Below are 26,081 nucleotides of genomic sequence, written 5' to 3'. Positions count from 1 at the left end.
TATTTTGATGGTATAGAAAACGCCAATATATTAAAGGATAAATAATATTTTTATGGAAGTACTATCTATAGTAAAAGTAGATTTGAAATGAGGTGGGGAGTTTCATGGTTAAAGAATATGTAACCGTTCAAAAGCAAACTGATAAAGAAATTTTTATAAAAAAATCCCGGTTTATTTCCTATGTTGCTCCGGTAAGCACAGAAACTGAAGCTTTTGACTTTATTAACCAAATAAAAGAAAGACATAGTGATGCTACACATAATGTTTTTGCCTTTCGAGTCGGTCTTAAGTCAGACTTTAAAAGACAAAGTGATGATGGAGAACCAAGTGGTACAGCTGGGAAACCAGTGCTAGATGTAATAGAAAATCAAGGAATTAGAAATGTTGCTGTTGTTGTTACTAGATACTTTGGGGGTATAAAATTAGGTGCAGGTGGCTTAGTTAGAGCATATAGCCACAGTGCAAAAGAAGGTATAGAAAAAGCAAAAATAGTTAAAAGAACTTTATATCAAGAATATGAAATAGAAATAGAGTACCCTCAGCTTGGTAAACTACAAAATGAAATTGATGAAAGAGATGATTGGTTTCTTAGAGACATCGAATATAAAGAGAATGTACGCCTTGTAATTGCAGTACCTGAAGGCCAGGATTATTTAATAAATTATGTTGAGAATTTAACTTCTGGTAGCGGGCGCTATCTTCTTAAAGGCTTAATTTATCTATAGTTTGACAAAGAATACTTTTAGAGTTACAATTTATATACCCCGCAAGGGTATGTTGCAAATGTGTTAAGTCGTATAAAAACTCAGTTGAACGTATGAAGTTATATTAAATTAAAGGAGGAATCTTAATGTCTAAGGTATTAGAATTAACAGATGATAATTTTAAAAAAGAAGTTATTCAATCAGGTGGTCCTGTATTAGTTGATTTTTGGGCTCCGTGGTGTGGACCTTGTAAAATGGTAGCTCCAGTAATAGAAGATGTTGCAGAAGAAATGGATGGGAAAGTTAAAGTTTGTAAGGTAAACGTAGATGAAAATACTGATACAGCAGGTGAGTACAGTGTGATGAGTATTCCAACTATTTTATTAATAAAAGATGGTGAAGTACAAGATCAAGTTGTTGGATATCTACCTAAAGAAGATTTAATTAAAAAAATTGAAGAAAACCTCTAATATACTTTAAGCTGCCTTTTAAAGGCAGCTTTTTTGTATTTTTTTATTTATTTTAGGAAAAAGCTAAAATAAAAGAAATTAATAGAGGTGAAATTATGAGACCACTGTGGAAAGGTGCTATTAGTTTTGGACTTGTAAATGTACCCGTTAAAATGTATGCAGCAACTGAAAAAAAGAATATAAAGTTCAGATATTTACATGATGATTGTAAGGCTCCAATTGAATATAAGAAGGTGTGCTCTAGTTGTGCAAAGGAAGTATCAAAAGAAGAAATTGTAAGAGGGTATGAATATGAGCCAGGTAGATATGTGGTTTTAGAAGATGAAGACTTTGAAAATTTACCAGATAAACAGTCAAGATCTATTGATATAGTAGAGTTTATTGATCTTAAAGAAATTGATCCAGTATATTATGATAAAACATATTATCTAGCTCCAAATGAAACAGGCGAAAAAGGTTATCAATTATTAAAGCAAGTATTAGAGGAAAAAGGCAAAGTTGCTGTATGTCAGGTGGTAATAAGATCAAAGTCGATGCTTTCATGTATAAGAGTACATAACTCTACTTTAACTATGGAAACAATGTATTATCCTGATGAGGTCAGAAACCCAGTAGAAGAACTAGGAAGTGATGAATTTGTTGACGAGGCAGGTGAAGTTTCAGACAAAGAATTAGAAATGGCAGGAAAATTAGTAGACGGCTTAACAGATAGCTTTAATCCAGATAAATTTCAGGATGAATATCGTAAATCTTTACTTGATCTAATTGAAGCAAAAATTCATAATAGGGAAATTGCAGAACCCAAAATAGAAACTGATGAACGTGTAGTCAGTTTGATGGATGCTTTAGAAAAAAGTGTTGATGTAATTGAAGAAAAATCAGGTTAAACTACAAATCCTAATACAACAGGATGTCGTAAAGTGTAATCAGAAGTCCATTCAGAAAACTTAACCTTAACAGTTAGTTTTGGGGGTAGATAAAATATTTGTGAATTTTTACTTCCCTTAGAAAAAAGTTCGTTGTACGGTCTGTTATTAGGGTAATCACTAAAAGGAGAAGAAGTTATATGGTTCTTTCTAGCATATTTACTTAACTCATTCAGTTCTTTTTGGGAAAGGCCAGTACTTGCACGCCCGATATAAAGTAATGTATTATCTTTTTGTTTACCTAATAAAAGACTTTTTATATTATTTCCATTCATGACTACTCCACCTAAGACTGCGTTAATAGTTTCACTATGTTTAATTTTATACCATGAATTATGATCTTTTCCAGGGACGTATTTACTAAACATATTTTTTGCAATAACACCTTCTAAATTGTGTTCTTTTGTATATTCGAATAATTCTTTACCTTTTGCTGTATACTTAACAGGGTGATATAAGTCATTAGAAGTAAGGAGGTTTGATAGTATTGTCATTCTTTCGTGCCAATTTTGGTTAGTTAACCAACTATCATGTAGATACAATAAATCAAAAATTTTATACCTAATTGAAAGGTTTTTTAATAGATCTTTTGATGGTTTTTTTGTACGGTCTCTTTTAAGAATATTATAAAAATCTCCACCTTCTTTTTCATCTGTTTGAACAATTACTTCACCATCTAATACCCATTTATCATTATTAACGAATTTGTGTAACTTAGACAATTCTGGGTATTGAGAAGAACGCTGAAAACCTTTTTTTGTATGAAAGTATAATTTATGGCCATCATAAAATGTAATAATTCTGATACCATCCCACTTAATTTGATAGACCCATTTTTCATTAGTGGGTAGTTTATCAGTTTTTATAGGTTCCATGGGTTGAATGGGCTTATCTAGTTCCATTTTTTACCTCCTTTGAAAGCACTAAAAAGAAAGGGAGTTATTAAGTTGACAAAAAAAAGTGAAGTTCTTAATATCCAAGGAAAAGAAGTTTATCTAACAAACTTAACTAAAATTATTTGGCCCCAAAAAAAATTAACAAAATTTCATTTAATTAAATACTTATTAGATATATACCCTTATATATCACCTCATTTGAAAGATAGACCTTTAGTTATGACAAGATATCCAGATGGTATAAATAACAAAGGTTTTTATCAAAAAGATATCAGTAAAATAGGTAATCTTCCTGACTGGCTCACCACAGTAGACCTTTCTTCAGGAGATGAAACTATTAGATATGTTATAGTAGATCATCCAGCAACTTTAGTTTGGCTAGGAAATTTAGCAGCCATCGAACTTCACCCGTGGCTTTCACGTATTAATAATTTAGAAAAACCAGATTACGTTGTGTTTGATCTAGATCCGATGCCAGACGCAGAATTTTCAAAAGTAAAACGACTTGCCTTTGAATTTAAAAAGCTAATAGAACAATATTCTCAAAAGGGCTATTTAAAACTAACAGGATCAAGTGGCTTGCAGATTTTTGTACCATTACAACCTAAATATACCTACAGCCAAGTTAGAGAATATGCTAAAAGCATTTCTGAAGAAATCGTTAGAGAAAACTTTAAAATAGCTACTATAGAGCGGAGTGTACGAAAACGTGACTCAAAAAAAGTGTATTTAGACTACCTACAAAATGTTAAAGGGAAAACTATTTCTACTATATATGGCCCTAGGGCTAATTCAGGAGCTTTTGTATCAGCTCCTGTTACTTGGGATGAATTAGAAAAAAATGTAGCCACTTCTAAAACTTATGATCTATTCTCTGTGGTAGATAGAGTGAAACAATTTGGAGATTTATTTGAATCTGTATTAAATGAAAAATATAGTCTTTAAATGATAACTGTTAGGTAGTGTGATATAATTATTACCACTATTTCTTTTCGTCACTTTTATCATAGGACACCCACTGATTAGACCACCAACCAGTTGCTGGTAGATCAAAAGGATGGTAAGCGACTTCCATATCATCCATGTAATCAAACCAAATCGGTTCTAATTTATTGGAAAAGTGACTTTTTTTAATTTTAAAGGGTGGATGCCTATGTATTATATGTTTATGCACTTACATTCACCTCCTAATTATCTTTTTTGAGGGGGAGAAAAATTTGATAAGCTCTGTTGAGATAATTCTTCGATTAGTTTTAGGCGGATTACTTGGAGGGTTAGTTGGTTTTGAACGTGAACAACATAATCGTCCTGCTGGTTTTCGGACTCATATTTTAGTATGTGTAGGAGCTACATTGATTATGCTAGTGTCAATTTATACCTTTATAGGACCTGAAGGTGAAATAAGTAGAGGTGCAGATACTGCTCGGATTGCAGCACAAGTTGTAAGTGGGGTGGGCTTTCTTGGAGCAGGAACTATACTTAGACAAGGAAGTACAATTAAAGGTTTAACAACAGCTGCTAGTTTATGGGTTGTCGCTGGAATTGGTTTAGCTGTTGGAGGAGGTTTTTATTTAGGAGCCATCACTGCAACTTCAGTAGTTATGATAAGCTTATACTTATTAGGAAATGTGGAACGATATTTAGCACGCAGAAAAAGAGTTCGAGAACTTTGGGTTCGAGTAGTTGATCGTCCAGGTCAGTTAGCTAATATATCATATGTTATTGCAAATAGAGAAATAAATATAAATAAAGTTGAAATGAATGGACCGGAATTTTTAGAATCATATCAAACCGATGCATTGAGAGTGACATTTTTATTAAAACTACCAGCTAAATTTGATGATAATGAATTCATAACATCCATCATGGAAATTGATGGTGTATTAGAGGTTAATTGGGAAGGGGACTTTTTTGAGAATGGAGGATCTAATGATGATATTACAGGATGATTTGATAATAATTTGAATTAATGGAGATAATAATATGTGTTAACCGGGTAAAACCCGGTTATTTTTATATTAAATTAAGAAAACAAGAGAATTTAAGTCTCTATACGTGTACAGAAGAGATAATTAATATTAATCAAAAATATTGTAGCTTGCATACAGAAGGGTTAATAAGAGTATAATATTGTCAGAAGGTCAAAAAAGGTCAGAGGTGATTGGTATGAGTAACTTATCTGATAATATTGAAAAATACTTAAAAGAGTTAATAAATAAAAATTCTGATAGATCCGTTAGTATTAAAAGAAAAGAATTGGCCTATAAATTTAATTGTGTACCATCTCAAATCAATTATGTATTAAGTACAAGATTTACAGAAAATAATGGCTATTTAGTAACTAGTAGACGAGGTGGAGGCGGATATATAGAGATAAAAAGATTAAAGTTTTCTGATTATAATCCAGAATACAAAATCACAGAGCTCATAGGGAGTAGTATATCACAAAATGAAGCTAGTGGTTTAATTAGAAGGTTCTATGAAGAAGAAATAATTACAAAGCAGGATAAAGATGTTTTATTAAGTTGTTGTGAACGGGAAAGCCTACCAATTCCTTTGCCGATAAGAGATAGAGTTAGAGCGACATTATTAAAAAATGTCCTCTTGGAAATTTTAAAACATAAATAGATGATCCCAGACAGGAGGTGGTTATTTTGATGTGTCAAAATTGCAGTAAAAGACCAGCAACTGTTCACTGGACTAAGATAATTAATAATGAAAAAACAGAAGTGCATCTTTGTGAAGTATGTGCAAAAGAATCTAACCAATTTGATTTTGATATTGATTCAAGCTTTTCCCTACAAAACTTTTTAACTGGACTGATGGGGGGCGATCCTGAAGACTTGAGGATATCTGATCAAAAGAAGGTGCAGTGTGACACTTGCGGTTTAACTCATCAGCAGTTTGCAAAAATGGGAAGGTTTGGTTGTGGTAAGTGCTATGAAGTTTTTGGTGAACAGTTAAAGCCTATGTTAAAGAGAATTCACGGTAGTACTAGTCATTCTGGGAAAGTTCCTAAAAGAGCAGGAGGTACGCTGCGAATTAAAAGACGCATTAGTGAGTTAAAAGAAAGTTTACAACGATGTATTTATAGAGAAGAATTTGAAAAAGCTGCAGAAATCAGAGACGAAATTAAAAAGCTTGAAGAGGAGCTTGAGTAGGGGGTGTTTATATGTTAAATGAATATTTAAAGAATGCTAGTGCTAAATGGATGAAAGGAGAAGGGCCTTATCATAATATTGTACTATCAAGTCGTATTAGATTTGCACGAAATTTAAAAAATATTCCGTTCCCCTCTTTAGCTGGTGATGAAGATACTGAAAAAGTTGTTAATACAACTAAAGATAGTCTTAAACGAGCTGAAACAGGTCTTGGGAAACATCAGCTTACTTGGATGAAAGATCTAGACAATCTTGAAAAACAAGTCATGGTTGAAAAACATTTGATTAGTCCATTATTAGCAAAAGAAGATAGAAATAGTGCTGTGATGTTACGAGAAGATGAAGCTGTGAGTATAATGCTAAATGAAGAAGATCATATAAGAATTCAATGTCTATTTCCAGGTTTACAATTAGAAAAAGCGTATGAGTTAGCAGATCAGTTAGATGATTTAATTGAAGAATCTGCAGATTATGCTTTTGATGAAGAATTAGGATTTTTAACAGCTTGCCCTACAAATGTCGGTACAGGAATGAGAGCTTCTGTAATGCTACACCTTCCAGGGCTTGCTTTATCAAAACAAATAAACAGGATCTTATCAGCTATTGGTCAAGTAGGTCTAGCAGTACGAGGTTTGTACGGTGAAGAGTCTGAAGTTGTTGGTAATATATTTCAGATTTCAAATCAAATTACCTTAGGCCAATCAGAAAAAGATATGATTAAAAATCTCTTAGGTGTTACAAAACAATTAGTGGAACAAGAGGAACAAGCTCGACAGAACTTATTAAATGAAAGTAAAATTAGACTTGCTGATAAATCTGGTCGAGCTTTTGGTAAATTAAGCAATGCAAGAATTATTAGCTCAAAAGAAGCTTTAGAACTATTAAGCCAAGTGCGTTTAGGAGTTGATTTAGGATTATTAGAAAATGTAGATCCAACAATTTTAGATGACTTAATGGTTTTAATTAGACCTGCAAACTTACAAAAGTATGCTAGAAAAGATTTGAATCCGCAAGATCGTGATATTAAGAGGGCTGAAATAATTCGAAAAAGAATAGATTTAAGTACCAACAAAGAAGGTTAAAGAGATATTTCTAAGAGAGGTGAAAAAATATGTTTGCTAGATTTACACAAAGAGCACAAAAAGTAATGGCTCTTTCACAGGAAGAGGCTAAACGTCTAAAACATAATTATATTGGAACCGAACACCTTTTACTAGGTCTTATAAGAGAAGGAGAAGGCATTGCTGCTAAGACATTTGTGAACTTAGGTGTTGATTTAAATGAAGTAAGGGGAGAAGTAGAAAACCTAGTTCAAACTGGTGAAGTAGAACAAAAAGGAAATGTAGGTTATACACCACGTGTTAAAACAGTAATTGAGCTTTCAACAGAAGAAGCAAGAAAAATGGGACACAACTATATTGGAACCGAACACCTTTTATTAGGCCTTATAAGAGAAGGAGAAGGTATAGCTGCTAAGGTGCTCCAAGAGTTAGGCCTTGACCTTAATAGAGCAAGAGAAGAAGTATTAAAAATTATAGGTGGTGGTCAATACCACCAACATAAGCCACAGCAAAACTTTGGGCAACATAACAACTCTAAAATGAGAGGAGATAAAACACCTACACTTGATAATTTTGGTAGAGATTTGACAAAGTTATCAGAGGAAGGAAAGTTAGATCCGGTCATTGGTCGTAAAAAAGAAATAGAACGAGTTATCCAAGTACTAAGTAGAAGAACAAAGAATAATCCGTGTTTAATAGGAGAACCAGGTGTTGGGAAAACAGCGATAGCTGAGGGTTTAGCGCAAAAGATAATTGATGGCCAAGTACCTAAAATATTAGAAAACAAACGAGTTGTAACTTTAGAACTATCTGCAGTTGTTGCTGGTACTAAATATAGAGGGGAGTTTGAAGAAAGGTTAAGAAAGCTCATAGATGAACTAACTGAAAGTGGAGAAGTAATAATTTTCATTGATGAAATTCATACCATGATTGGCGCAGGTGCTGCAGAGGGAGCAATTGATGCATCAAACATTTTAAAACCAGCTTTAGCTAAAGGAGAGCTACAGTGTATTGGAGCAACTACTTTAGATGAATATAGAAAATATATTGAAAAAGATTCTGCCTTAGAAAGACGTTTTCAACCAGTCACAGTTGATGAACCAACTAAAGATGCAACTGTTGAAATCTTAAAAGGATTAAGAGATAGGTATGAAGCTCATCACAGAGTTCAAATAACAGACGGTGCTCTTGAAGCTAGTGTTAAGTTATCTGATCGTTATATCACTGACAGATTTTTACCAGACAAAGGTATAGACTTAATTGATGAAGCAGCATCTAATGTAAAACTTAAAACTAATACAGCACCACCTGATATGAGAAAATTAGAAGAGGAATTAGAAGAAATAGAAAAAGAAAAAGAAGCAGCTGTAAAGAGCCAAGATTTTGAGCAAGCAGCAAAGCTTAGAGATAAAGAACAAGAGATTAAAGATGAGTTAGAAGATCTAGAAAAGCGCTGGGAGAAAAAACAATTATCTGATGAAGCGCAAGTAACAGAAGAAGACATAGCTAGAATAGTTTCTGATTGGACTGGTATACCAGTAGAAAGATTGACTGAAGAAGAAACACAAAAACTTTTGAAGATGGAAGAAGTGTTACATGAAAGGGTTGTAGGGCAAGATGAAGCTGTTGAGTCAGTATCTAATGCTATCAGAAGAGCTAGATCAGGATTGAAAGATCCTAAACGTCCTATTGGGTCATTTATTTTCCTGGGTCCAACAGGAGTAGGTAAAACAGAACTAGCTCGGGCACTAGCTGACGTGTTATTTGGTGAAGAAGATGCTATGATTAGAATAGATATGTCAGAGTATATGGAAAAACATACTGTTTCTAGATTAGTAGGTTCACCACCTGGCTATGTAGGTTATGATGAAGCTGGCCAGTTGACAGAAAAAGTACGTAAAAGACCGTACTCAGTTGTTTTATTCGATGAAATTGAAAAAGCTCATCCGGAAGTGTTTAATACCCTGTTACAAGTATTAGAAGATGGTAGATTGACAGATGCTAAAGGAAGAACAGTTGATTTTAGAAATACAGCTATAATAATGACATCAAATGTGGGTGCAAACTTAATTAGAAATGAAAGTAGGGTAGGTTTTAAAACTGAAACAAGCGAAGATTCCTATAAGGAAATGAAAGATAATGTGATGAGTGAATTAAAAACTAGTTTTAGACCAGAGTTTTTAAATCGTATAGATGAAGTAATTGTCTTCCATGCTCTAGAAAAGGAGCATTTAGTAGAAATAGTAGATCTTATGTTAAATGAACTACAAGAGAGAATGGCTGAATTTAATATGAATTTAGAATTTACAGACCAAGCTAAAAAGTTTTTATCTGATCAAGGATATGATCCTACCTATGGTGCTCGACCATTACGACGAGTAATACAAAAACAAGTTGAAGATGTATTATCTGAAAAAATGTTGAGTGGAGAGTTTAAGCATGGGGAAACAGTTCAGGTTGATCTAGAAGATGATAAGTTAGCATTTTATAAAAAATAAGTAAAAGCGGAGCATAAAAGCTCCGCTTTTTTGCAGGAATGTAAACTGATATTATAGAAAGTATATAAGTCATATAGCGGGAGTTTATAGAGGAGGAATATATATGGATAAAGAACAATTTATAAAAAGTGTTATAGTGGGAGATCGAATAGATACTTCATTTGTAGTAGTTGAAAAAAAGATGATGGAGTTTTCAACACATAAACGCGCCGGAGAACAATTTATGCTATTGAGGTTACGTGATAATACAGGAACTATAAAGGCTGTTTTATGGGATAATGCTGAACAAGTAGCACCTTATATTAATGAGGATTCTGTTGTTTGGATAACAGGAAAAACACAAGAATATAATGGTCTTCAAATAATTATTGATGAAATTAAACCAATAGCTGATCAAAATATAGACCTGACACCATTTGTTCCTGTCAGTGTTTACTCTCCTCAAGAGTTGTCTACGAAAATTCAGAAAAAGATACACACAGTTGAAAATAATTTTATTAAACAGCTATTAACAAATATTTACAATGATAAAGAAATTTTTTCCGCTTATTTAAAGGCACCCGGCGGTAAGAAAGTTCATCATAATTACTTGGGTGGGCTTGCAGAACACTCTATTGAAATTCTTGATTTAGTAACATCATTTTATCAGCAATATCCAAATCGTCTAAATTGGGATCTGCTAGTAGCGGGAGGCATGCTACATGATATCGGTAAAATTTATGAATATGACTTAAGTAGTCCTAGTTTTCAATTAACTGATGAAGGTAAATTAATAGGGCATATATCATTAGGTGAGGAGCTTATACGAAAAAAAATTTCAGAGATACCTGGTTTTCCAAGTGAATTAGCAATGGAACTAAGACATATGATGTTGAGTCATCATGGAGAAAAAGAATGGGGGTCACCAGAGGTTCCAAAAACTTTCAATGCTCTTTGTTTATTTTATGGTGACTTAATAAGTAGTAGGTTAAATCAGGTTAATAAATTGTTTTCTGAAGCAGATAATTCAAGTGAGGAAATAAGTTGGACAAACTATGATCCATTGTTAAAACGAGCTTTTTATTTTTCAGAGGTTGAATCTTCAAAAGAAGTTTTTTCTCAAGAAGAACAAATTTCATTTGAGTGTTTTGGGAATAATTAAAAAAACCCCGTTTTAAACGGGGTTTTAATTTCAAATGTTTATTGAAGTTCACTAAGTACAGTTTGATTTACTTCTTGTAATACTTGATCAAATTTTTGTTGTGCGTCCATTAGATTTTTAATTGTTTCATTGCTCTGCATTTGTTGTTGCATACCTTGGATTGATTGGATTTCTTCTTGTTCGATTTGCTGACCTTGCTGTTGTGCTTCTTGTAATTCTTGCTGCTTATTCTGGAAATTTTGTAGTAGGTCCTGTGCTGTTGGGTCTAAATTTAATCTGTTTTCTGCACTTTTTAATGTTTCAAATTCCTCTGTTTCTTTAATAGCTGCCGCCAAATCTTTGGCTTTTTGTTCTAAACTCAAAAAATACACCTCCACATTTCAATCAGTTAGTTTACTTTTATTTCACTTATACCATTGTAGCGAAACTAAAAAGCTTTGTAAAGCGAAAAGAGTTAGTTTTCTGACTAAATTAATCTCTCAATACTTATTGCAAGGATATTATCAGCTTTTGTTGAAATATTTTAAAAACCATATTAGTAAGGGGGAAGTAGTATGGAATTATCAGATAATGCACAAAGGGTTTTAGAAAAAAGATATTTAAAGATAAAAGATAATGGCGAAAAAGAAACTCCTGAAGAGCTATTTAAACGCGTTGCTAATAATATTGCCCAAGTTGAAAGTGATGTATACAAACATGATGAAGAAAGAGTTGACCTAGTTGCAAAAGACTTTTTTGATATAATGAATAATCAATATTTTATGCCTAATTCACCAACGCTAATGAATGCAGGAAAGAACTTACAACAGCTAGCCGCATGTTTTGTATTACCTATTGAGGATTCTATGGAAAGTATTTTTGAAACAATAAAGAATGCAGCTTTAATTCATAAAAGTGGTGGAGGGACTGGATTTTCCTTTTCTGAATTAAGACCAAAAAATGATATTGTTTCTACAACTGGTGGTGTGGCAAGTGGGCCAGTATCTTTTATGAAAGTATTTAATTCAGCAACTGAAGCAGTTAAACAAGGTGGAACTAGAAGAGGGGCGAATATGGGAATTTTGAGAGTAGATCATCCCGATATTTTAGATTTTATTACTTGTAAAAGGGATAATGAGGAAATAAATAACTTTAATATATCAGTGGGTATAACCAATGAATTTATGGAAGCTGTGAAACAGGATACAGATTATTCATTGGTTAATCCTAATACTAATGAGGTTACTAATAAATTAAGAGCTCGGGATGTTTTTGATAAAATAGTTGAAATGGCCTGGAGTAACGGTGAACCTGGCATTGTATTTATCGATAGGATAAACGAACAAAACCCTACCCCAAAAGTTGGACAAATACAATCAACTAACCCTTGTGGGGAACAACCATTGTTATCATATGAAGCATGTAATTTAGGTTCAGTTAATCTATCAAAAATGGTTACACAAAAAGGAGGAGTTAATTATCAATTATTAAAAGAAACAGTTAGAAAAGCGGTTCACTTCTTAGATAATGTTATTGATGCAAATAATTATCCACTTAAAAAAATTGAAGAAATGTCTAAAAATAATCGAAAAATTGGTTTAGGTGTAATGGGTTATGGTGACATGTTATATAAGCTTGGAGTTCCTTATAACTCTCAAAAAGCTCTAGATTTAGCAGAACAAATAATGAGTTTTATAGATAGAGAGTCTAAAGAGAAATCAAGAGAGCTTGTTAAAGAAAGAGGAGCATTTCCTAACTTTAAGAATAGTGTTTATGAAAAACGAGGTGAAAGCCCTATTAGAAATGCTACTACTACAACAATCGCACCAACAGGGACTATTTCAATTATTTCTGGTACTTCAAGCGGGATAGAGCCCCTATTTGCATTAGCCTTTACACGAAATGTATTAAATGAGGATAAATTAGTTGAAGTAAACCCCATTTTTAGAGAAGCAACTATAACGCATGGTTGTTATAGTACTGAATTGATGGAAAAAGTTGCTGATAGTGGGGGTATTCAAAATATAGATGAAATTCCAGGCCAAATTAAGGAGGTTTTTGTCACGTCTCATGATATAGCTCCTGAGTGGCATTTAAAAATGCAGGCAGCTTTTCAAAAATATACAGATAATGCTGTTAGTAAGACTGTTAACCTACCTAATGATGCAACCCTAGAAGATGTGTATCAGATTTACAACACTGCTTATGATTTAAACTGTAAAGGAGTAACAGTTTATCGAGATGGGAGTAGAGAAAGCCAGGTATTACAAACTAATAAACCGAAGAAAGTAACAAAGAAAAACATTAATGATATAGAACCAAGAAAACGACCTGATACAACTAAAGGTTTTACTGAAAAGGTTAAAACAGGTTGTGGAAACTTATATGTTACAGTTAATGAAGATGAAGAAGGTCTTTGTGAAGTGTTTGCATCTATGGGTAAATCAGGTGGTTGTGCTGCAAGTCAGTCAGAAGCCACAGCACGTCTAGTAAGTCTAGCTTTACGTTCTGGGCTAAAAGTTGATTCAATTATTAAAGAAGTACGAGGGATACGTTGCCCTAATCCTGCTTGGAATAAAGGTGGTGGTATGGTTTTAAGTTGTCCTGATGCTATAGGAATAGTTTTGGATCGCTATTTAAATAAAAAAGAATATGGAAAAGATAGTGAACAAAAACCATCTGATAATGGAATAGATAAACTTGACTTGATGATGGGGGCTTGTCCTGACTGTGGAAGCCCAATTTCTCATGAGAGTGGTTGTACTACATGTTACTATTGCGGGTATTCTCGCTGCAGTTAGTTATTATAAGAGGCAGTTAAATCTGCCTCTTATAATAACTTATAATTCAAAAATCAACCCATCATAAGCTGGAGAGATATTTGGTGGCAGTTCTTTTTCTAGTTGGTAATAATCAAAACTATGAGTCATATGAGTTAAAAAGGCTTTTTTTGGATTAAGCTCTTTAATAGTAGAAACGGCTTGTTCTAGGTTAAAGTGATTGGGATGTGATTTATACCTTAAAGCACCAATTGTTAATAGTTCTAGATCTTTCAGTTTTTCAAAAGAATTTTGAGGAATGAAAGAACAATCAGTTAAATATGCAAAGTTATCTATTTTGTATCCCAATATTTTATTAGCACCATGTAAAATAGGGATCGGTTCTATAATTATATTTTTAAAACAAAAATCTCCTGATATGGGTCGAAGACTTACTTGAGGACTGCTAGCATATAGATCTCCACCTCTGAAAACATAATCATACATATTTTTTAAACCGTAGACTGTATCTTGATTTGCATAACAAGGTATTTGTTTTCTTTGCATTTCATTAAATCTTCTCAAATCATCAAAGCCATGTACATGATCAGCATGTTGGTGTGTAAATAATACACCATCAATATGATTAATTGAGTTATTTATAGCCTGTAACCTAAATTCAGGTGGAGTATCTATTAAGATATTAGTATTACTTGTTTCTATAAAAACACTTGCACGAAATCGTTTATTTCTAATGTCATGCGAAGTGCAAACAGGACATGAACATCCAATTATTGGAACCCCATGGGATGGCCCAGTTCCTAAAAAAGTTATTTTCATGTGAGACCCCTCTTTTTGGTTTTTTTAGGATTATTTCTTAATATTAGCAGGAGGTGTAAGTTATGGATAACTATAACAACATAGAGCAGCTTAAAGATTTTATTATGGAGTCTAGAAATCCATATGTTCTAACAGGAGCAGGAATTAGTACCGAAAGTGGTATTCCTGATTTTAGAAGTAAAGATGGCTTATGGAATACGATTGATCCTATGGAGTATTCTACAAGGCAAGTGCTAATAACTTCACCCAAGAAATTTTATCAATATGGGTTTCCTAGATTTAGAGATTTGTTAGATAAAAAACCTAATCAAGGGCATTATGCGTTAACTGAACTTGAACGTAAAGGAATTATTAAAGGTATTATTACACAAAACATTGATGGACTCCATCAAAAATCTGGCTCAAAAAATGTGGTTGAAGTTCATGGTAGTACAAAAACTTGTCACTGTCTTGAATGCTTCAGTGAATACCCCTTTTCAGAAATTGTAAATCAGTTAGAAGGTTATAATAAAGAATTACCTGTTTGTTCATCTTGTAGCGGCATTTTAAGACCGGATATTGTATTGTTTGGTGATTCAATGCCTGAGGAATTTTTTGAAATAGCTGAAGTACTAAAAAAGCAATGCGATTTATTAATAGTCGTGGGTACAAGTCTACAAGTATACCCTGTAGCTGCACTTGCTGAGCTAGTTGACTCATTAATTATTATAAATTTAGATGAAACTCCTTTTGATTTACAAGCTGAAGTAGTAATTAACGATAGTTGTGGTGAGACGTTATCTAAATTAAAAGAATTAATAATTAAGAATCTTTATTAATTTTTGTTTTAACTGAGTCAAGTTTTTGTTCCATAGTGCCATTTACATCTCTTCGATCATCAATTTTTATTTGAGTTGTAACTCTTTCAGCACCTACTTGAAAAGGTGTTTCATGCATCTTTCTAACTAATTTCATGCAATCATTGAGGTCACCCTCAAGTATTGTTCCCATGGGGGTTAAAGTATATTTTACCTTGTCTTGTTTTTCGAGAATCTTTTGACACCCTGCAACATATGAACTTATACTAGTAGACTCAGTCCCTAAAGGAGCTACAGTTACTTCAACTATAGCCATACAATCCCCTCCTTATAAAGTATGTGTCACTATTTTAGTATTGTTCGCTTTATTATATGATTTTTCCTGTTAGATTGAACTATCTTTTGGAGGTGCTAAAATGAAATTAAGTCCTTTTAATAGACCTACTTCTATGGATAAAGAATTACTAGCTAGTGTTATAGAAGAAGGGGATATAGTAATAGATGCTACTTGTGGTAATGGATATGATACATTTTTTTTAGCTGAAAAGGTTGGTGATAGTGGTAAGGTATATGCTTTTGATGTTCAAAGTTCAGCTATTGAAACAACTAACAAACGTTTATATGATAACGGGTTAAGTGATAGAGTTAAATTAGTAAATCAAGGGCATGAAAATATAAAAGAAATTGTTGATGAGCAAGTGACTTGTATAATGTTTAATTTAGGTTATCTTCCAGGTAGTGATAAAAAAGTTGTTACACAACCGAAAAGTACAATTCAAGCAATTGAACATGGTTTGGATTTATTAGAACCTTCAGGTTTAATGACAATTGTTGTTTACCCTGGACATGAAACAGGGAATAAAGAAGCTGTTAGTGTTGAACAATTTATTTCTACGATTTCTCAAGAAATGTTTGATGTTAGAAAAATTAATATACTCAACTATCGAAATAACCCACCTTATTTAATAGGGATACATAAAAAGGAGGCTAAAAAATGAGACTTGGGTTTCATATGCCGTTATCTGGGGGAATTAAAAAACAGTTACAACGAGCTCATGATTTAGGGATGGAGACAGTACAGATTTTCTCTGGAAATCCAACAGCATGGAAACCAGGTAAGATAGATGAAAAAACTAAAACAAAATTTCTAGAAGAACAAGAGAGGCTAGATATTAAACCATTAGTATTTCATACTCCGTATCTAATAAACTTGGCTTCCGGAAAAGAAGAGATTAGAGAAAAGTCCATTAAATTACTAGAGGCAGCTTTAAACAAAGCTAGTATTTACGAAGCACCGTATGTTGTAACACATGTCGGAAGTCATGTAGATATTGAAAAAGAACAAGGAATTGAAAATATATGTGAATGCTTAGAAAGATCATTTTCAAAATGGCCTGATGGTGTAATGTTATTGCTAGAAAATACTGCTGGTGCGGGTAAGACCTTAGGTGGAAGTTTTTCTGATCTTAAATGCATTTTAACAAATGTTAGTGATAGAAAAAGATTAGGATGCTGTTTTGATACCGCTCATGCTTGGGGTGCGGGGTATAATATTTCCGATAAACAAGGAGTAAAAAACACTCTCGATGAGATTGATAAAGAGATTGGTTTAAACTCAATTAAAGTTTGTCATGCTAATGATACTTCTGTCACAATCGGTTCTAATAAAGATAGACATCAACATATTGGAGAAGGTTATATTGGAATCAAGGGATTTTCAGAGCTTTTAACTAACGAAAAGTTTAACCCTGAAGCTGTGATAATGGAAACGCCAAAAATCGGCTCTGAACATGATAAAAAGAACCTTGATAATTTAAAAGAAGCATTAGGGAAATAAAAGTTTGTTATTTTTGTTGGGAGGGGGATTAGATGCTAAAAAGGTTTTATCATAATAATACACCTATTTTATCTTGGGCTGATGATATTGAAGAGGGTGCTATGAAACAAGCTACTAATTTAGCTGAACTACCCTTCATTTATAGCCATATTGCACTTATGGCAGATACTCATCAGGGTTTTGGGATGCCGATAGGTGGTGTTATGGCAACTGAAGATGTTGTAATACCAAATGCTGTTGGAGTTGATATTGGATGTGGGTTGATAGCCGCGAAAACGGATATTAAGGAAATAAATAAAAAGCAACTGAAAAGAATCATTGATGAGTCATATAAGGTAATACCGACAGGTTTTAAACATCATAAAAAGCCACAAAAATGGAGTGGCTTTAATAATCCGCCAGATATAAAAATTATTAAAAAAGAATTAAAATCAGCAAAACATCAAATAGGTTCTCTTGGAGGAGGGAATCATTTTTGTAGTATTGAGAAGGGTGACGAGGGATATATTTGGATTATGGTTCACTCTGGTAGTAGAAATTTAGGATTTAAAGTGGCAGATTACTATAATAAAGAGGCCGATCGCATTAATGCAAAAGAGGGTTATGTACCAAAAGAGTATAACCTTTCCCCACTACTGTTAAGCTCTGATGTTGGAGAAGAATATTTTGAGGCTATGAAGTATTGTTTAGACTTTTCTAGAGGAAACAGAGAGCGAATTTTCACTTTGTTTTATTCTATTTTTTCTAAGGTCACAGGAGCAAAAGATTTACTAAATAAAATCGATATTCATCATAATTATGCCTCAAAAGAGAGCCATTTCGGAAAAGAAGTTATCGTACATAGAAAAGGTGCGACAAGAGTAAGAAAAGGGGAACTTGGGGTTGTTCCTGGGTCTATGGGAACTCCTTCATATATAGTAAAGGGGCTTGGTCATCCTGATAGTTTTATGTCATGTTCTCATGGTGCCGGGCGAGTTATAAGTAGAAAAAAAGCCAATAAACAGTTTACTAAGAAAGAAGCAAACTTAGCAATGGGGGACATTGTTTTTAAAGATTGGGGTAATGACTTATCTGAAGCACCTATGGCATATAAAGATATAGAAAGAGTGATCAAAAACCAAAAAGATCTAATAACCCCAATAGTTAAGCTCACACCTTTAGCTGTAATGAAAGGGTAATTAATTTTATTATTTACAAAATTCTATATAAAATATGTACCTTGTAAAACCTTGTTTAACATCCATATAATTACCGTTATTTAAAGTACAATAGTGGGGAAAATAATAATAGCCTTAAAACCTAAATTCCCTCAATGGAGGTGTCTTTTATGGCACGTAAAAGAAAAGGTGTTATGAGTGAAACTTTAAAGGAAGAATTAGCCAAAGAGTTAGGTGTTTATGATAAGGTTTCACAAGAGGGTTGGGGAAGTGTTCCATCTAGAGATTGTGGTAACTTAACGAAGCTAGCAATTCAAAAAGCTGAAGAAATGATGAGAGATGGTAGGTTTTAAGGTCTTTTTAGTATATTTCACCTAATGAGTGAACAAACTAGAAAATGAAGGCAGGCTAACTCCTCTCCCTTTATAGCAATATGCCTTTAGCAGGCGGTGGTTCTTACCATCGCCTGCTGTTTTTTTAATAAGTTAAAATGTGGTATAATCTTAAAAGAGGGGAGAGAGCATTATGAAAAAAGCGAAAATCCACTATATTTGTAATGAATGTGGACATGTTGATCTAAAGTGGTTAGGTAAGTGTCCTGAATGTGATAATTGGAATACATTTTTAAAAAAAGAAGAAACTTCACCTAAAAGTAATACCCAGCGATCACATTCAAATAATTCCCCGCAAGTTGTATCCTTATCAGGAGTGCCTTTTAATGCTGAGATCCGTATAAGCTCAAAAATAGCAGAGTTTGATAGAGTTCTTGGAGGTGGAGTAGTACCAGGATCTGTTGTCCTTGTTGGCGGAAGTCCTGGGATAGGTAAGAGCACTTTGATGTTACAAGTGGCTAATAATTTATTCGAAAATAAAAAATCAGTGGTTTATGTGTCTGGGGAAGAATCTCTTTCTCAGGTAAAAATACGGTGTGATAGATTAGAACTAAATACAGATATGCAATTTGCTTCAGGTACTAATCTACAAGAATTAATAAATGAATTAAAGAGTATTCAACCCGAAATTCTAATTATAGATTCCATTCAATCTTTGTATCATCCTGATATTCAATCAACCCCAGGGAGTTTAACTCAAGTAAGAGAATGTGCTTTATACCTACAAAGCTTTGCTAAAGAAAATAACACAGCTTGTTTTATAGTAGGACATGTAACTAAAGATGGTAATATAGCGGGGCCTAAAGTATTAGAACATATAGTCGATACAGTCCTTCATTTTGAAGGTGATAAACATCATAGTTATAGAATAATTAGGGGATTGAAAAATCGTTTTGGTGCTAATGAATTAGGTGTATTTGAAATGCAGTATAAAGGATTGGTTGAGGTCAATAACCCCTCTGAAATATTTTTAAGGGAACGACCAAAATCATCCTTTGGTTCAACAATCCTGCCAAGCTTAGAAGGGACAAGAACATTTCTTGTAGAAATTCAAGCTCTTGTAGGTGACAGTCACCTAGGTACCCCACGGAGGGTAGTTACTGGTATAGATAATCAAAGAGTGGCCTTAATCACTGCTGTGTTAGAAAAAAAAGGTGGTCTAAACCTTGTGGGACAAGATATATTTGTTAATGCAGTTGGTGGTGTTAAAATATCTGAACCAGCAGCAGATCTAGCTATTGCTATGACTTTAGTCTCTAGTTTTAAGGAAAAAAAACTACCTGAAGATCTAATAGTACTAGGAGAACTTGGTTTAACCGGTGAAGTGAGATCTTGTAATCAAATTGAGGCAAGACTTAAAGAAGCCGAAAGAATGGGGTTTAGAAAAGCTCTAATTCCTTATACTGATATAAATAGTAACACAGTTGAAAACTTGGAGTTGTATTTAGTTAGGCATTTAACCGAAGCCTTTAATTTTATTTTTGAGGATGGTGAAATTGGTGATACATTTATCTAAATTAAATGACAACACCGATTTTTTAGCTACCTTGGCAATGCTAGCCCCTGGTACGGATTTAAGAGCTGGACTGGAGAATGTTTTAAGAGCTAAAACTGGTGGTTTAATTGTGTTTGGAGCTACTGAAGAGGTGAGAAATATAATAACAGGTGGATTTCAAATTGAAGCACCTTTTTCTCCTAGTAATATGTATGAATTATCGAAAATGGATGGTGCTTTAATTCTTAGCGGTGATGCTAAAAGAATAATCTATGCAAACGCCCACCTTAACCCTGATCCGAGTATCAAATCAAGTGAAACCGGTATTCGCCATAGAACAGGAGAAAGAGTTGCGAAACAAACTAACACAACTGTTGTTGCCATATCTCAAAGACGAAATATTATAACTATATATCAGAAAGATTGGAAATATGTTATGAGTGACATTGGAGTAATATTAACTAAGGCCAATCAAGCAATACAAACTTTAGATAAATACCGATCTGTGTTAGATCAAGACCTTACTAACTTAACAGCTCTAGAATTTGAAGAATCTGTCACTTTGTCAGATGTAGTTAAAGTAATTCAAAGATCGGAAATGGTGATGAAAATTGTTAAAGAAATAGAAAAGTATATTACAGAACTTGGAGCAGAAGGTAGATTAGTCAAAATGCAACTTGATGAGTTAATAGTTAATGTTGAAGATGATAGTTATTTACTTATAAAAGATTATTTTAACAGCCAATCAGATCGGTCACCTTCTGAAATTTCTCGAATTATTTCCAGTCTTCAATCAGACGAATTATTAGAGTCAGAAAAAATTCTAGAATCTTTAGGGTACCCTAAACAAGCTAGTTTATTAGAGCAAAAAATATTATCAAGAGGTTTTAGAATATTAAACAAAATACCAAGATTACCTATAAATGTAGTAGAGAATTTAGTTAACAGATTTTGTGATTTAAGAGGGATAGTTAATGCTTCAATAGAGGATCTAGATAAAGTAGAAGGAATAGGGGAGATTAGAGCAAGAGTAATTAAAGATGGTTTAAGGAGAATAAGAGAACAGGCTTTAATTGATAGATATGTATAAATATTATGGGAGGAGTTTTATTGAATATTAAAAAGATCTTACCAAGTTTATTAACTTTTGCTAATCTTTCAATTGGATTTATAGTTTTATTATTAATTTCAAATGGTGAATATCGGCATGCTCTATCTCTTATAATAATAGCAATGGTCCTTGATGGGTTAGATGGTAAATTAGCGCGTAAATTGCAAGTATCAGGTGACTTTGGAAAAGAACTAGATTCTTTATGTGATATAGCTTCATTTGGTTTAGTCCCAGCTTTTTATACTTGGCATATGAATGAAGCTGGGTTGTTTTACGAAATTATAATGGTATTAGCATTAATTTTCTTTATTATTTGTGGAGCTTATCGTTTAGCTCGGTTTAATGTAGAAACATCAACTAAAGGATTCGCTGGATTACCTATTACTATTGCTGGTGGACTTCTAGCTTTAGTATCATACTATGCTGTAATGTTAAATACACTTATTCTAATAATTTTTACTATATTTTTAGCTTTGCTTATGATCAGTGATATTAGTTACTCTTCTTTCAAAGGATCTCATATACAATTTAGAAGTTATTGGTGGTATCTTATCCCTGTTTTAATAACATTTTTATTCATATTGTTACCGTATACTTTTTTAATTGTGTTAATTGTATACTTATTTAGTGGTATAGCGAATGAGATACTATAAAACCGGCTCTTAAGAGCCGGTTTTTAATATTTTACATTATGTAATTAAGAAAGATTAAAAAAGCCTAATGTATCAATTTTATCTGTTTCTTTCTCTAATGCCTCTTCTAAGCTTATATCTAAAGAATTTGCTAGGGCTGCTAAATAAAAGAAGTGATTACCGATTTCTCTAACCACTACTTCTTTACAATTTTCACAGAGTTCTCCTTGCATATGTGTACTTAAAAAATCGTGGTAGTCTTCAATTGAAGATTCAGACACTTTTTCTGGAATAGTTTGTTTTTTGGCATTAATTTGTATACACCCACAGTTTGTTGCAGACTTAACCGCAGCACGGTTTACTCGTGCAGTTGATTCTTGAAACTTTGTGACACTATCTAAAACACTTTTGTGTCTTAGTAATAATCCAGACACTTTTTTTTGTAATTCTTGACACTTTGTTTCATTGGTATCCATTTATGTCACCACGCTTTCTACGATTGTAATTCAAAACAAAGTAAGTATTAAGTTAATTATAAAAATAAGCACTGCCTTTGTCAACGCGACACGGAGTTCAATTATTTCTATTTTTTGGGTTTCAGCTATTTTTTCTGCCGCGCTTTGAAGGTTATCGCTTATATTAGTTATTTCTTGAACATTAACAAGAACTTGTTGAGTAGAAGCTGCTTAGCTTTTAGAAACATCAGTTGTAACTTGAATTTTATCATTCATTGACCCTATGTGCTTTATAATATTGGTTAGAGTTTCCTCGATTTCTTTAATAGATTCACTACTATTATCAGCGGAACCTTTTGACCTCAGTAGCTACTACCAAAACCACGACCTTGTTCTTCTAGTCTTGCAGCCTTTATAACAGCATTTAGTCCTGTAATTCTCGTTTGTTTGGATTTTTTGAATAAAATCAATAAACTCCTTTAGCATTACAGTCTTAGGGTTAGATAGATCGCTGTTCCTGTAGCTACTCCTCCATTGAAACTTTAATTTCTTGGATTGTAGCACTTAGTGTCTCTACAGTTTCTGATAATTGATTAGCTTGATTTCGAAACTCTCGATACATTTCTTCTCGTTCGTGAACAGAATAAATTAACAGGTTAGCTCCTTTTGGGTTTATTAAACTAATACTATCCGGGAGGGTTTCTTTTAGTTGTTTAAAACTTATCAGTGTAAACTTTTGTGTTGTTTATTTGACAAGAACTGTGGTTTTATGATAAACTTTTAAAATTTGACTTAAATTATTGGATGTGTTATTATAGATTCATGGTAAAATGGAAAGGGGGATTCCTGTGTTTAAAAAAGGGGACAAAGTGGTTTACCCTATGCACGGGGCAGGTGTAATTGAAGATATAGAAGAAAAAGAAGTTTTAGGTAAGAAGCATGTCTACTATATTATGAGGATACCTGTTGGTGATATGAAAGTAATGATTCCCAAGGAAAAAATAGATAAGATAGGGCTTAGAGAAATTGTTACAGGAGAGAAAATACAGAAAGTTTGGGCAATTTTGAAAGATAAAGAAGGTGCTATGAGTGCTAGTTGGAACCAAAGGTATAGAGCGAATTTAGAAAAGATTAAAACAGGGGATATTTTTGAAGTTGCGGAAGTAGTCAAAAATTTAGTGATTCGTGATACTGAAAAAGGTTTGTCTACAGGGGAAAAGAAAATGTTAGATAATGCGAAACAAATACTCATTAGTGAGCTGGTACTAGCTGATGAAATTGATGAGGATAGAGCGTTAGAAGAACTGGAAGACACTCTAGAAAAAACGTCATGAAAATGACGTTTTTTCTATTTAGAGTTCACGTAAAAATACTTACAAAAATATTTAAAATTGTTGAAAATTATTTTAAAAATGGGGTATAATAAGTAGATATAAGGAGGTGACAATGTGCTGCGAAGATTAGTACGGATTTTAATGACAGTCATAGGCTTTATTGCAGGACATCAATTAGTTAGCGAATTGACAACTTTAGATGCTTTAGCCGATTTAGATCTAGGGTCTGCAACAACTATAGGAGCAGCTTTAGTTGGGGGAGCCGTATTTGGACTTATTTTGTATGTTATTGCTCCTATCATAATAGATAATGTTATTCAACTGACTAAATGGATTGAAACAAAGATGCGTCCTATTCCAACTTGGGATATTATATTAGGTTCTTTTGGCTTGTTACTTGGTTTACTATTAGGGTATTTATTAGGTATTTTTATATATGAAATTCCCTGGATAGGTACTTACCTTGCCTTAGCAGTAAACTTAATAATGGGTTATCTTGGCATATTAGTAACCTATAATAGAAGAGATGAACTTTTATCTTTGTTAGATTTTTTTAATCGTTCAGATAAAAGGGTCCAAGAAAAATCACACAGCAATGTTACAAAGAAAGTATTAGATACTTCTGTTATCATTGATGGACGTATTTATGATGTATGCAATACAGGCTTTCTAGAAGGGACTTTAGTAATACCTGAATTTGTTTTAGAAGAATTAAGACATATAGCTGACTCATCTGACTTGTTAAAAAGAAATCGAGGGAGACGAGGTCTTGATATTTTAAATAAGATGCAAAAAGAAGAATCAATCGATGTTGAAATTTTCGATGGTGATGTTGATGAAACAGAAGTAGATAGTAAACTTGTAAAGTTAGCCAGGGAACTTGATGGAAAGGTTATTACTAATGATTATAATCTAAATAAAGTATCAGAGCTTCAAGGTGTACCAGTTCTTAATATAAATGAATTGGCTAATGCAGTAAAACCAGTTGTATTACCAGGAGAAGAAATGGATGTTAAAATTATAAAAGACGGTAAAGAGGCAGGTCAAGGTGTTGCTTACCTTGATGATGGTACAATGATTGTTGTAGATGGTGGAAGGAGACATATTGGTGAACAATTAGAAGTTATGGTCACAAGTGTGTTACAAACAGCAGCTGGCAGAATGATATTTGCGAAACCTAAATATCAATTAGATAGAAGTCATGCTTAGGGAGAGTGCGTTATGGATAACAAAATAATTTCTGTAGTGCTTCCTGCCGGAGGACAGGGAAAACGGATGAAATCATCACAAAACAAACAATATCTCATGTTAAATGAGGAACCAATATTGAGTCACACATGGCGGGTTTTTGCCCGCCTTACTTGTGTTTTTATTAAAGAAATTATACTAGTGGTAGCTGATGGAGAACAACAATTTTGTGAAGACGAAGTTGTTAAACCTTATATTTCAGAAAAACACCCAGAAGTCAAGGTTATTTCTGGTGGAAAAGAACGGCAGCATTCAGTTTTTGAAGGGTTGAAATTAGTATCGGAGGAGGTAGAAATGGTTGTGATCCATGATGGAGCAAGACCTCTCGTCTCTGAAGATGTTATATATCAAACGATAGGTGTTGCAAGTGAAAGTAAAAGCGCTATTTCAGCAGTACCTGTTAAGGATACTATTAAAATGATAAATAAAAATAGCAATACAGTTGAGAAAACACTCTCTCGAGACCAGCTTGTATATGTTCAAACACCGCAAGTGTTTGATAAAGAGTTGATAATTAAAGCTTATGAAAATGCCTTTAAAAAAAGAATGATTGGTACAGATGATTCTTATTTGGTGGAAATGTTAGGGCATAATGTTGATGTTGTTCAAGGCGACTATCAGAATATCAAAATAACTACACCAGAGGATTTAATTGTTGCAAAGGAAATATTGAAAGAACGGGGGTCTTAATTTGCGCATTGGACAGGGAATAGATGTACATAAACTTTCGTCAGAGGATAAGTTAGTGCTTGGTGGTATTGAAATACCAAGTGAATATGGTTTAGTAGGCCATTCTGATGCAGATGTGTTAATTCACTCTATCATGGATGCTTTGTTTGGTTCATTAGCTTTAGGAGATATTGGTAAACACTTTCCGGATACTGACGAACAGTACCGAGGTATAGATAGTAAAGTGTTATTAAAAAGGTGTTATGAACAAATAAAGTCTCATGGGTATACCCTAGTTAATTTAGATAGTACAATTATGGCAGAACGTCCAAAACTTGCACCTTATATACCACAAATAAGAAAAGAGATTTCTGAAGTGATTGATGTTAAAGTTGAAAAAATAAGTGTGAAGGCAACTACCTTTGAAGGGTTAGGCTTTGTCGGAAAAAAAGAGGGTATTATGGCACAAACAATTGTTTTGCTACAAAAAGAATAATTGTGGTAAAATTACGAGAGCTA

The 26,081-nt window shown here is 33.2% G+C and carries 29 protein-coding genes; 23 read left to right on the top strand and 6 right to left on the bottom strand.

Going from position 1 to position 26,081, the window contains the following annotated elements; genetic code table 11:
- The first annotated feature begins 104 nt into the window (after nt 1–104).
- From CDO51_RS03295 to ku, 3 genes are all read left to right on the top strand, one after another.
- A complete protein-coding gene (locus tag CDO51_RS03295; protein ID WP_089022868.1) occupies nt 105–725 on the top strand; it encodes a YigZ family protein in 621 nt (206 codons plus the stop codon).
- 125 nt (nt 726–850) lie between these two features.
- Nucleotides 851–1,174: a thioredoxin gene (gene trxA / locus CDO51_RS03290; protein ID WP_089022867.1), complete on the top strand. Its 324-nt coding sequence runs from the start codon at nt 851–853 to the stop codon at nt 1,172–1,174.
- 95 nt (nt 1,175–1,269) lie between these two features.
- Nucleotides 1,270–2,061, top strand: coding sequence for a non-homologous end joining protein Ku (gene ku / locus CDO51_RS03285; protein WP_089022866.1), 792 nt, complete (start codon nt 1,270–1,272; stop codon nt 2,059–2,061).
- Here ku and CDO51_RS03280 read toward each other — a convergent pair.
- The gene (locus CDO51_RS03280) at nt 2,058–3,002 is read right to left on the bottom strand and encodes an ATP-dependent DNA ligase (RefSeq protein ID WP_089022865.1); all 945 of its coding nucleotides are present in this window, start codon (nt 3,000–3,002) and stop codon (nt 2,058–2,060) included. The genes ku and CDO51_RS03280 overlap by 4 nt on opposite strands.
- A 45-nt stretch (nt 3,003–3,047) precedes the next feature.
- On the opposite strand from CDO51_RS03280, the gene ligD reads away from it, so the two are divergent.
- Entirely contained in the window at nt 3,048–3,941 is an 894-nt protein-coding gene (gene ligD, locus CDO51_RS03275) for a non-homologous end-joining DNA ligase (protein WP_158212291.1), read from the top strand.
- Between the two features lie 37 nt (nt 3,942–3,978).
- On the opposite strand, the gene CDO51_RS03270 is transcribed toward ligD, so the two are convergent.
- Nucleotides 3,979–4,170, bottom strand: a complete 192-nt coding sequence (locus tag CDO51_RS03270; RefSeq protein WP_089022863.1) for a hypothetical protein — start codon at nt 4,168–4,170, stop codon at nt 3,979–3,981.
- A 43-nt stretch (nt 4,171–4,213) separates the two neighbouring features.
- On the opposite strand from CDO51_RS03270, the gene CDO51_RS03265 reads away from it, so the two are divergent.
- The 6 genes from CDO51_RS03265 to CDO51_RS03240 all read left to right on the top strand — a co-directional run bounded on the left by CDO51_RS03265 (nt 4,214) and on the right by CDO51_RS03240 (nt 10,857).
- Nucleotides 4,214–4,945, top strand: a complete 732-nt coding sequence (locus CDO51_RS03265; protein WP_089022862.1) for an MgtC/SapB family protein — start codon at nt 4,214–4,216, stop codon at nt 4,943–4,945.
- A gap of 181 nt (nt 4,946–5,126) precedes the next feature.
- On the top strand, nt 5,127–5,624 hold the full coding sequence (locus CDO51_RS03260; RefSeq protein ID WP_240503473.1) for a CtsR family transcriptional regulator: 498 nt from the start codon (nt 5,127–5,129) through the stop codon (nt 5,622–5,624).
- Nucleotides 5,625–5,650: 26 nt separating this feature from the next.
- Nucleotides 5,651–6,157 (top strand): protein-arginine kinase activator protein McsA, encoded by a 507-nt coding sequence (locus CDO51_RS03255; RefSeq protein WP_089022861.1) that lies wholly within the window; start codon nt 5,651–5,653, stop codon nt 6,155–6,157.
- Nucleotides 6,158–6,168: 11 nt separating this feature from the next.
- Nucleotides 6,169–7,239 carry a protein arginine kinase gene (locus tag CDO51_RS03250; RefSeq protein ID WP_089022860.1) on the top strand — a complete coding sequence of 357 codons (1,071 nt, stop codon included), beginning with the start codon at nt 6,169–6,171 and terminating at the stop codon, nt 7,237–7,239.
- Between the two features lie 29 nt (nt 7,240–7,268).
- Nucleotides 7,269–9,716, top strand: a complete 2,448-nt coding sequence (locus tag CDO51_RS03245; RefSeq protein WP_089022859.1) for an ATP-dependent Clp protease ATP-binding subunit — start codon at nt 7,269–7,271, stop codon at nt 9,714–9,716.
- A 103-nt stretch (nt 9,717–9,819) separates the two neighbouring features.
- Nucleotides 9,820–10,857, top strand: a complete 1,038-nt coding sequence (locus tag CDO51_RS03240; RefSeq protein WP_089022858.1) for a 3'-5' exoribonuclease YhaM family protein — start codon at nt 9,820–9,822, stop codon at nt 10,855–10,857.
- A gap of 38 nt (nt 10,858–10,895) precedes the next feature.
- Here CDO51_RS03240 and CDO51_RS03235 read toward each other — a convergent pair whose 3' ends face one another.
- Nucleotides 10,896–11,219, bottom strand: a complete 324-nt coding sequence (locus CDO51_RS03235) for a YlbF/YmcA family competence regulator (RefSeq protein WP_158212290.1) — start codon at nt 11,217–11,219, stop codon at nt 10,896–10,898.
- 192 nt (nt 11,220–11,411) lie between these two features.
- Here CDO51_RS03235 and CDO51_RS03230 point away from each other — a divergent pair, with 192 nt between their 5' ends.
- On the top strand, nt 11,412–13,637 hold the full coding sequence (locus CDO51_RS03230) for a vitamin B12-dependent ribonucleotide reductase (protein ID WP_089022856.1): 2,226 nt from the start codon (nt 11,412–11,414) through the stop codon (nt 13,635–13,637).
- Nucleotides 13,638–13,676: 39 nt separating this feature from the next.
- On the opposite strand, the gene CDO51_RS03225 is transcribed toward CDO51_RS03230, so the two are convergent.
- On the bottom strand, nt 13,677–14,435 hold the full coding sequence (locus CDO51_RS03225) for an MBL fold metallo-hydrolase (RefSeq protein WP_089022855.1): 759 nt from the start codon (nt 14,433–14,435) through the stop codon (nt 13,677–13,679).
- A 62-nt stretch (nt 14,436–14,497) separates the two neighbouring features.
- Here CDO51_RS03225 and CDO51_RS03220 point away from each other — a divergent pair, with 62 nt between their 5' ends.
- Entirely contained in the window at nt 14,498–15,253 is a 756-nt protein-coding gene (locus CDO51_RS03220) for an NAD-dependent protein deacylase (RefSeq protein ID WP_089022854.1), read from the top strand.
- Here the strand turns inward: CDO51_RS03220 and CDO51_RS03215 are convergent.
- Entirely contained in the window at nt 15,237–15,548 is a 312-nt protein-coding gene (locus tag CDO51_RS03215) for an MTH1187 family thiamine-binding protein (RefSeq protein ID WP_089022853.1), read from the bottom strand. The genes CDO51_RS03220 and CDO51_RS03215 overlap by 17 nt on opposite strands.
- A gap of 100 nt (nt 15,549–15,648) precedes the next feature.
- Here CDO51_RS03215 and mnmM point away from each other — a divergent pair, with 100 nt between their 5' ends.
- The 7 genes from mnmM (at nt 15,649) to pssA (ending at nt 21,877) form a co-directional block, all read left to right on the top strand.
- Nucleotides 15,649–16,230, top strand: coding sequence for a tRNA 5-(aminomethyl)-2-thiouridylate-methyltransferase MnmM (gene mnmM / locus CDO51_RS03210; RefSeq protein WP_089022852.1), 582 nt, complete (start codon nt 15,649–15,651; stop codon nt 16,228–16,230).
- A complete protein-coding gene (locus CDO51_RS03205) occupies nt 16,227–17,069 on the top strand; it encodes a deoxyribonuclease IV (RefSeq protein ID WP_089022851.1) in 843 nt (280 codons plus the stop codon). The genes mnmM and CDO51_RS03205 overlap by 4 nt, the downstream gene beginning before the upstream one ends.
- 32 nt (nt 17,070–17,101) lie before the next feature.
- A complete protein-coding gene (locus tag CDO51_RS03200) occupies nt 17,102–18,247 on the top strand; it encodes an RtcB family protein (RefSeq protein ID WP_089022850.1) in 1,146 nt (381 codons plus the stop codon).
- Nucleotides 18,248–18,396: 149 nt separating this feature from the next.
- On the top strand, nt 18,397–18,579 hold the full coding sequence (locus CDO51_RS03195) for a small, acid-soluble spore protein, alpha/beta type (RefSeq protein ID WP_089022849.1): 183 nt from the start codon (nt 18,397–18,399) through the stop codon (nt 18,577–18,579).
- 172 nt (nt 18,580–18,751) lie between these two features.
- Nucleotides 18,752–20,134: a DNA repair protein RadA gene (radA, locus tag CDO51_RS03190; protein WP_089022848.1), complete on the top strand. Its 1,383-nt coding sequence runs from the start codon at nt 18,752–18,754 to the stop codon at nt 20,132–20,134.
- A complete protein-coding gene (gene disA, locus CDO51_RS03185; protein ID WP_089022847.1) occupies nt 20,106–21,203 on the top strand; it encodes a DNA integrity scanning diadenylate cyclase DisA in 1,098 nt (365 codons plus the stop codon). Before radA ends, disA begins: the two co-directional genes overlap by 29 nt.
- Before the next feature lie 20 nt (nt 21,204–21,223).
- Nucleotides 21,224–21,877, top strand: coding sequence for a CDP-diacylglycerol--serine O-phosphatidyltransferase (pssA, locus tag CDO51_RS03180; protein WP_158212289.1), 654 nt, complete (start codon nt 21,224–21,226; stop codon nt 21,875–21,877).
- A 44-nt stretch (nt 21,878–21,921) separates the two neighbouring features.
- Here pssA and CDO51_RS03175 read toward each other — a convergent pair whose 3' ends face one another.
- A complete protein-coding gene (locus CDO51_RS03175; RefSeq protein WP_089022845.1) occupies nt 21,922–22,332 on the bottom strand; it encodes a nucleoside triphosphate pyrophosphohydrolase family protein in 411 nt (136 codons plus the stop codon).
- Between the two features lie 827 nt (nt 22,333–23,159).
- On the opposite strand from CDO51_RS03175, the gene CDO51_RS03170 reads away from it, so the two are divergent.
- From CDO51_RS03170 to ispF, 4 genes are all read left to right on the top strand, one after another.
- The gene (locus CDO51_RS03170; RefSeq protein ID WP_089022844.1) at nt 23,160–23,645 is read left to right on the top strand and encodes a CarD family transcriptional regulator; all 486 of its coding nucleotides are present in this window, start codon (nt 23,160–23,162) and stop codon (nt 23,643–23,645) included.
- Nucleotides 23,646–23,759: 114 nt separating this feature from the next.
- Complete coding sequence (locus CDO51_RS03165; protein WP_089022843.1) at nt 23,760–24,854, top strand: PIN/TRAM domain-containing protein; 1,095 nt, start codon at nt 23,760–23,762, stop codon at nt 24,852–24,854.
- Between the two features lie 12 nt (nt 24,855–24,866).
- On the top strand, nt 24,867–25,583 hold the full coding sequence (gene ispD / locus CDO51_RS03160; protein ID WP_205842085.1) for a 2-C-methyl-D-erythritol 4-phosphate cytidylyltransferase: 717 nt from the start codon (nt 24,867–24,869) through the stop codon (nt 25,581–25,583).
- A gap of 1 nt (nt 25,584) precedes the next feature.
- Nucleotides 25,585–26,058 (top strand): 2-C-methyl-D-erythritol 2,4-cyclodiphosphate synthase, encoded by a 474-nt coding sequence (gene ispF / locus CDO51_RS03155; protein WP_089022842.1) that lies wholly within the window; start codon nt 25,585–25,587, stop codon nt 26,056–26,058.
- Nucleotides 26,059–26,081: the final 23 nt, after the last annotated feature.

It is taken from the genome of Natranaerobius trueperi (assembly GCF_002216005.1).
GTDB lineage: Bacteria > Bacillota > Natranaerobiia > Natranaerobiales > Natranaerobiaceae > Natranaerobius_A > Natranaerobius_A trueperi.
This window is presented reverse-complemented; position numbering and strand designations above follow the sequence as displayed.

Bases quoted from the DNA above. Each gene is read 5' to 3' on its own strand.
- CDO51_RS03245 (WP_089022859.1), top strand. From the start codon at position 7,269: ATGTTTGCTAGATTTACACAAAGAGCACAAAAAGTAATGGCTCTTTCA.
- disA (WP_089022847.1), top strand. From the start codon at position 20,106: ATGGTGAAATTGGTGATACATTTATCTAAATTAAATGACAACACCGAT.
- CDO51_RS03215 (WP_089022853.1), bottom strand. From the start codon at position 15,548: ATGGCTATAGTTGAAGTAACTGTAGCTCCTTTAGGGACTGAGTCTACT.
- mnmM (WP_089022852.1), top strand. From the start codon at position 15,649: ATGAAATTAAGTCCTTTTAATAGACCTACTTCTATGGATAAAGAATTA.
- CDO51_RS03240 (WP_089022858.1), top strand. From the start codon at position 9,820: ATGGATAAAGAACAATTTATAAAAAGTGTTATAGTGGGAGATCGAATA.
- ispD (WP_205842085.1), top strand. From the start codon at position 24,867: ATGGATAACAAAATAATTTCTGTAGTGCTTCCTGCCGGAGGACAGGGA.
- CDO51_RS03175 (WP_089022845.1), bottom strand. From the start codon at position 22,332: ATGGATACCAATGAAACAAAGTGTCAAGAATTACAAAAAAAAGTGTCT.
- CDO51_RS03195 (WP_089022849.1), top strand. From the start codon at position 18,397: ATGGCACGTAAAAGAAAAGGTGTTATGAGTGAAACTTTAAAGGAAGAA.
- CDO51_RS03230 (WP_089022856.1), top strand. From the start codon at position 11,412: ATGGAATTATCAGATAATGCACAAAGGGTTTTAGAAAAAAGATATTTA.
- CDO51_RS03295 (WP_089022868.1), top strand. From the start codon at position 105: ATGGTTAAAGAATATGTAACCGTTCAAAAGCAAACTGATAAAGAAATT.
- CDO51_RS03225 (WP_089022855.1), bottom strand. From the start codon at position 14,435: ATGAAAATAACTTTTTTAGGAACTGGGCCATCCCATGGGGTTCCAATA.
- CDO51_RS03280 (WP_089022865.1), bottom strand. From the start codon at position 3,002: ATGGAACTAGATAAGCCCATTCAACCCATGGAACCTATAAAAACTGAT.
- CDO51_RS03200 (WP_089022850.1), top strand. From the start codon at position 17,102: ATGCTAAAAAGGTTTTATCATAATAATACACCTATTTTATCTTGGGCT.
- trxA (WP_089022867.1), top strand. From the start codon at position 851: ATGTCTAAGGTATTAGAATTAACAGATGATAATTTTAAAAAAGAAGTT.
- radA (WP_089022848.1), top strand. From the start codon at position 18,752: ATGAAAAAAGCGAAAATCCACTATATTTGTAATGAATGTGGACATGTT.
- CDO51_RS03220 (WP_089022854.1), top strand. From the start codon at position 14,498: ATGGATAACTATAACAACATAGAGCAGCTTAAAGATTTTATTATGGAG.
- CDO51_RS03250 (WP_089022860.1), top strand. From the start codon at position 6,169: ATGTTAAATGAATATTTAAAGAATGCTAGTGCTAAATGGATGAAAGGA.
- ku (WP_089022866.1), top strand. From the start codon at position 1,270: ATGAGACCACTGTGGAAAGGTGCTATTAGTTTTGGACTTGTAAATGTA.
- CDO51_RS03205 (WP_089022851.1), top strand. From the start codon at position 16,227: ATGAGACTTGGGTTTCATATGCCGTTATCTGGGGGAATTAAAAAACAG.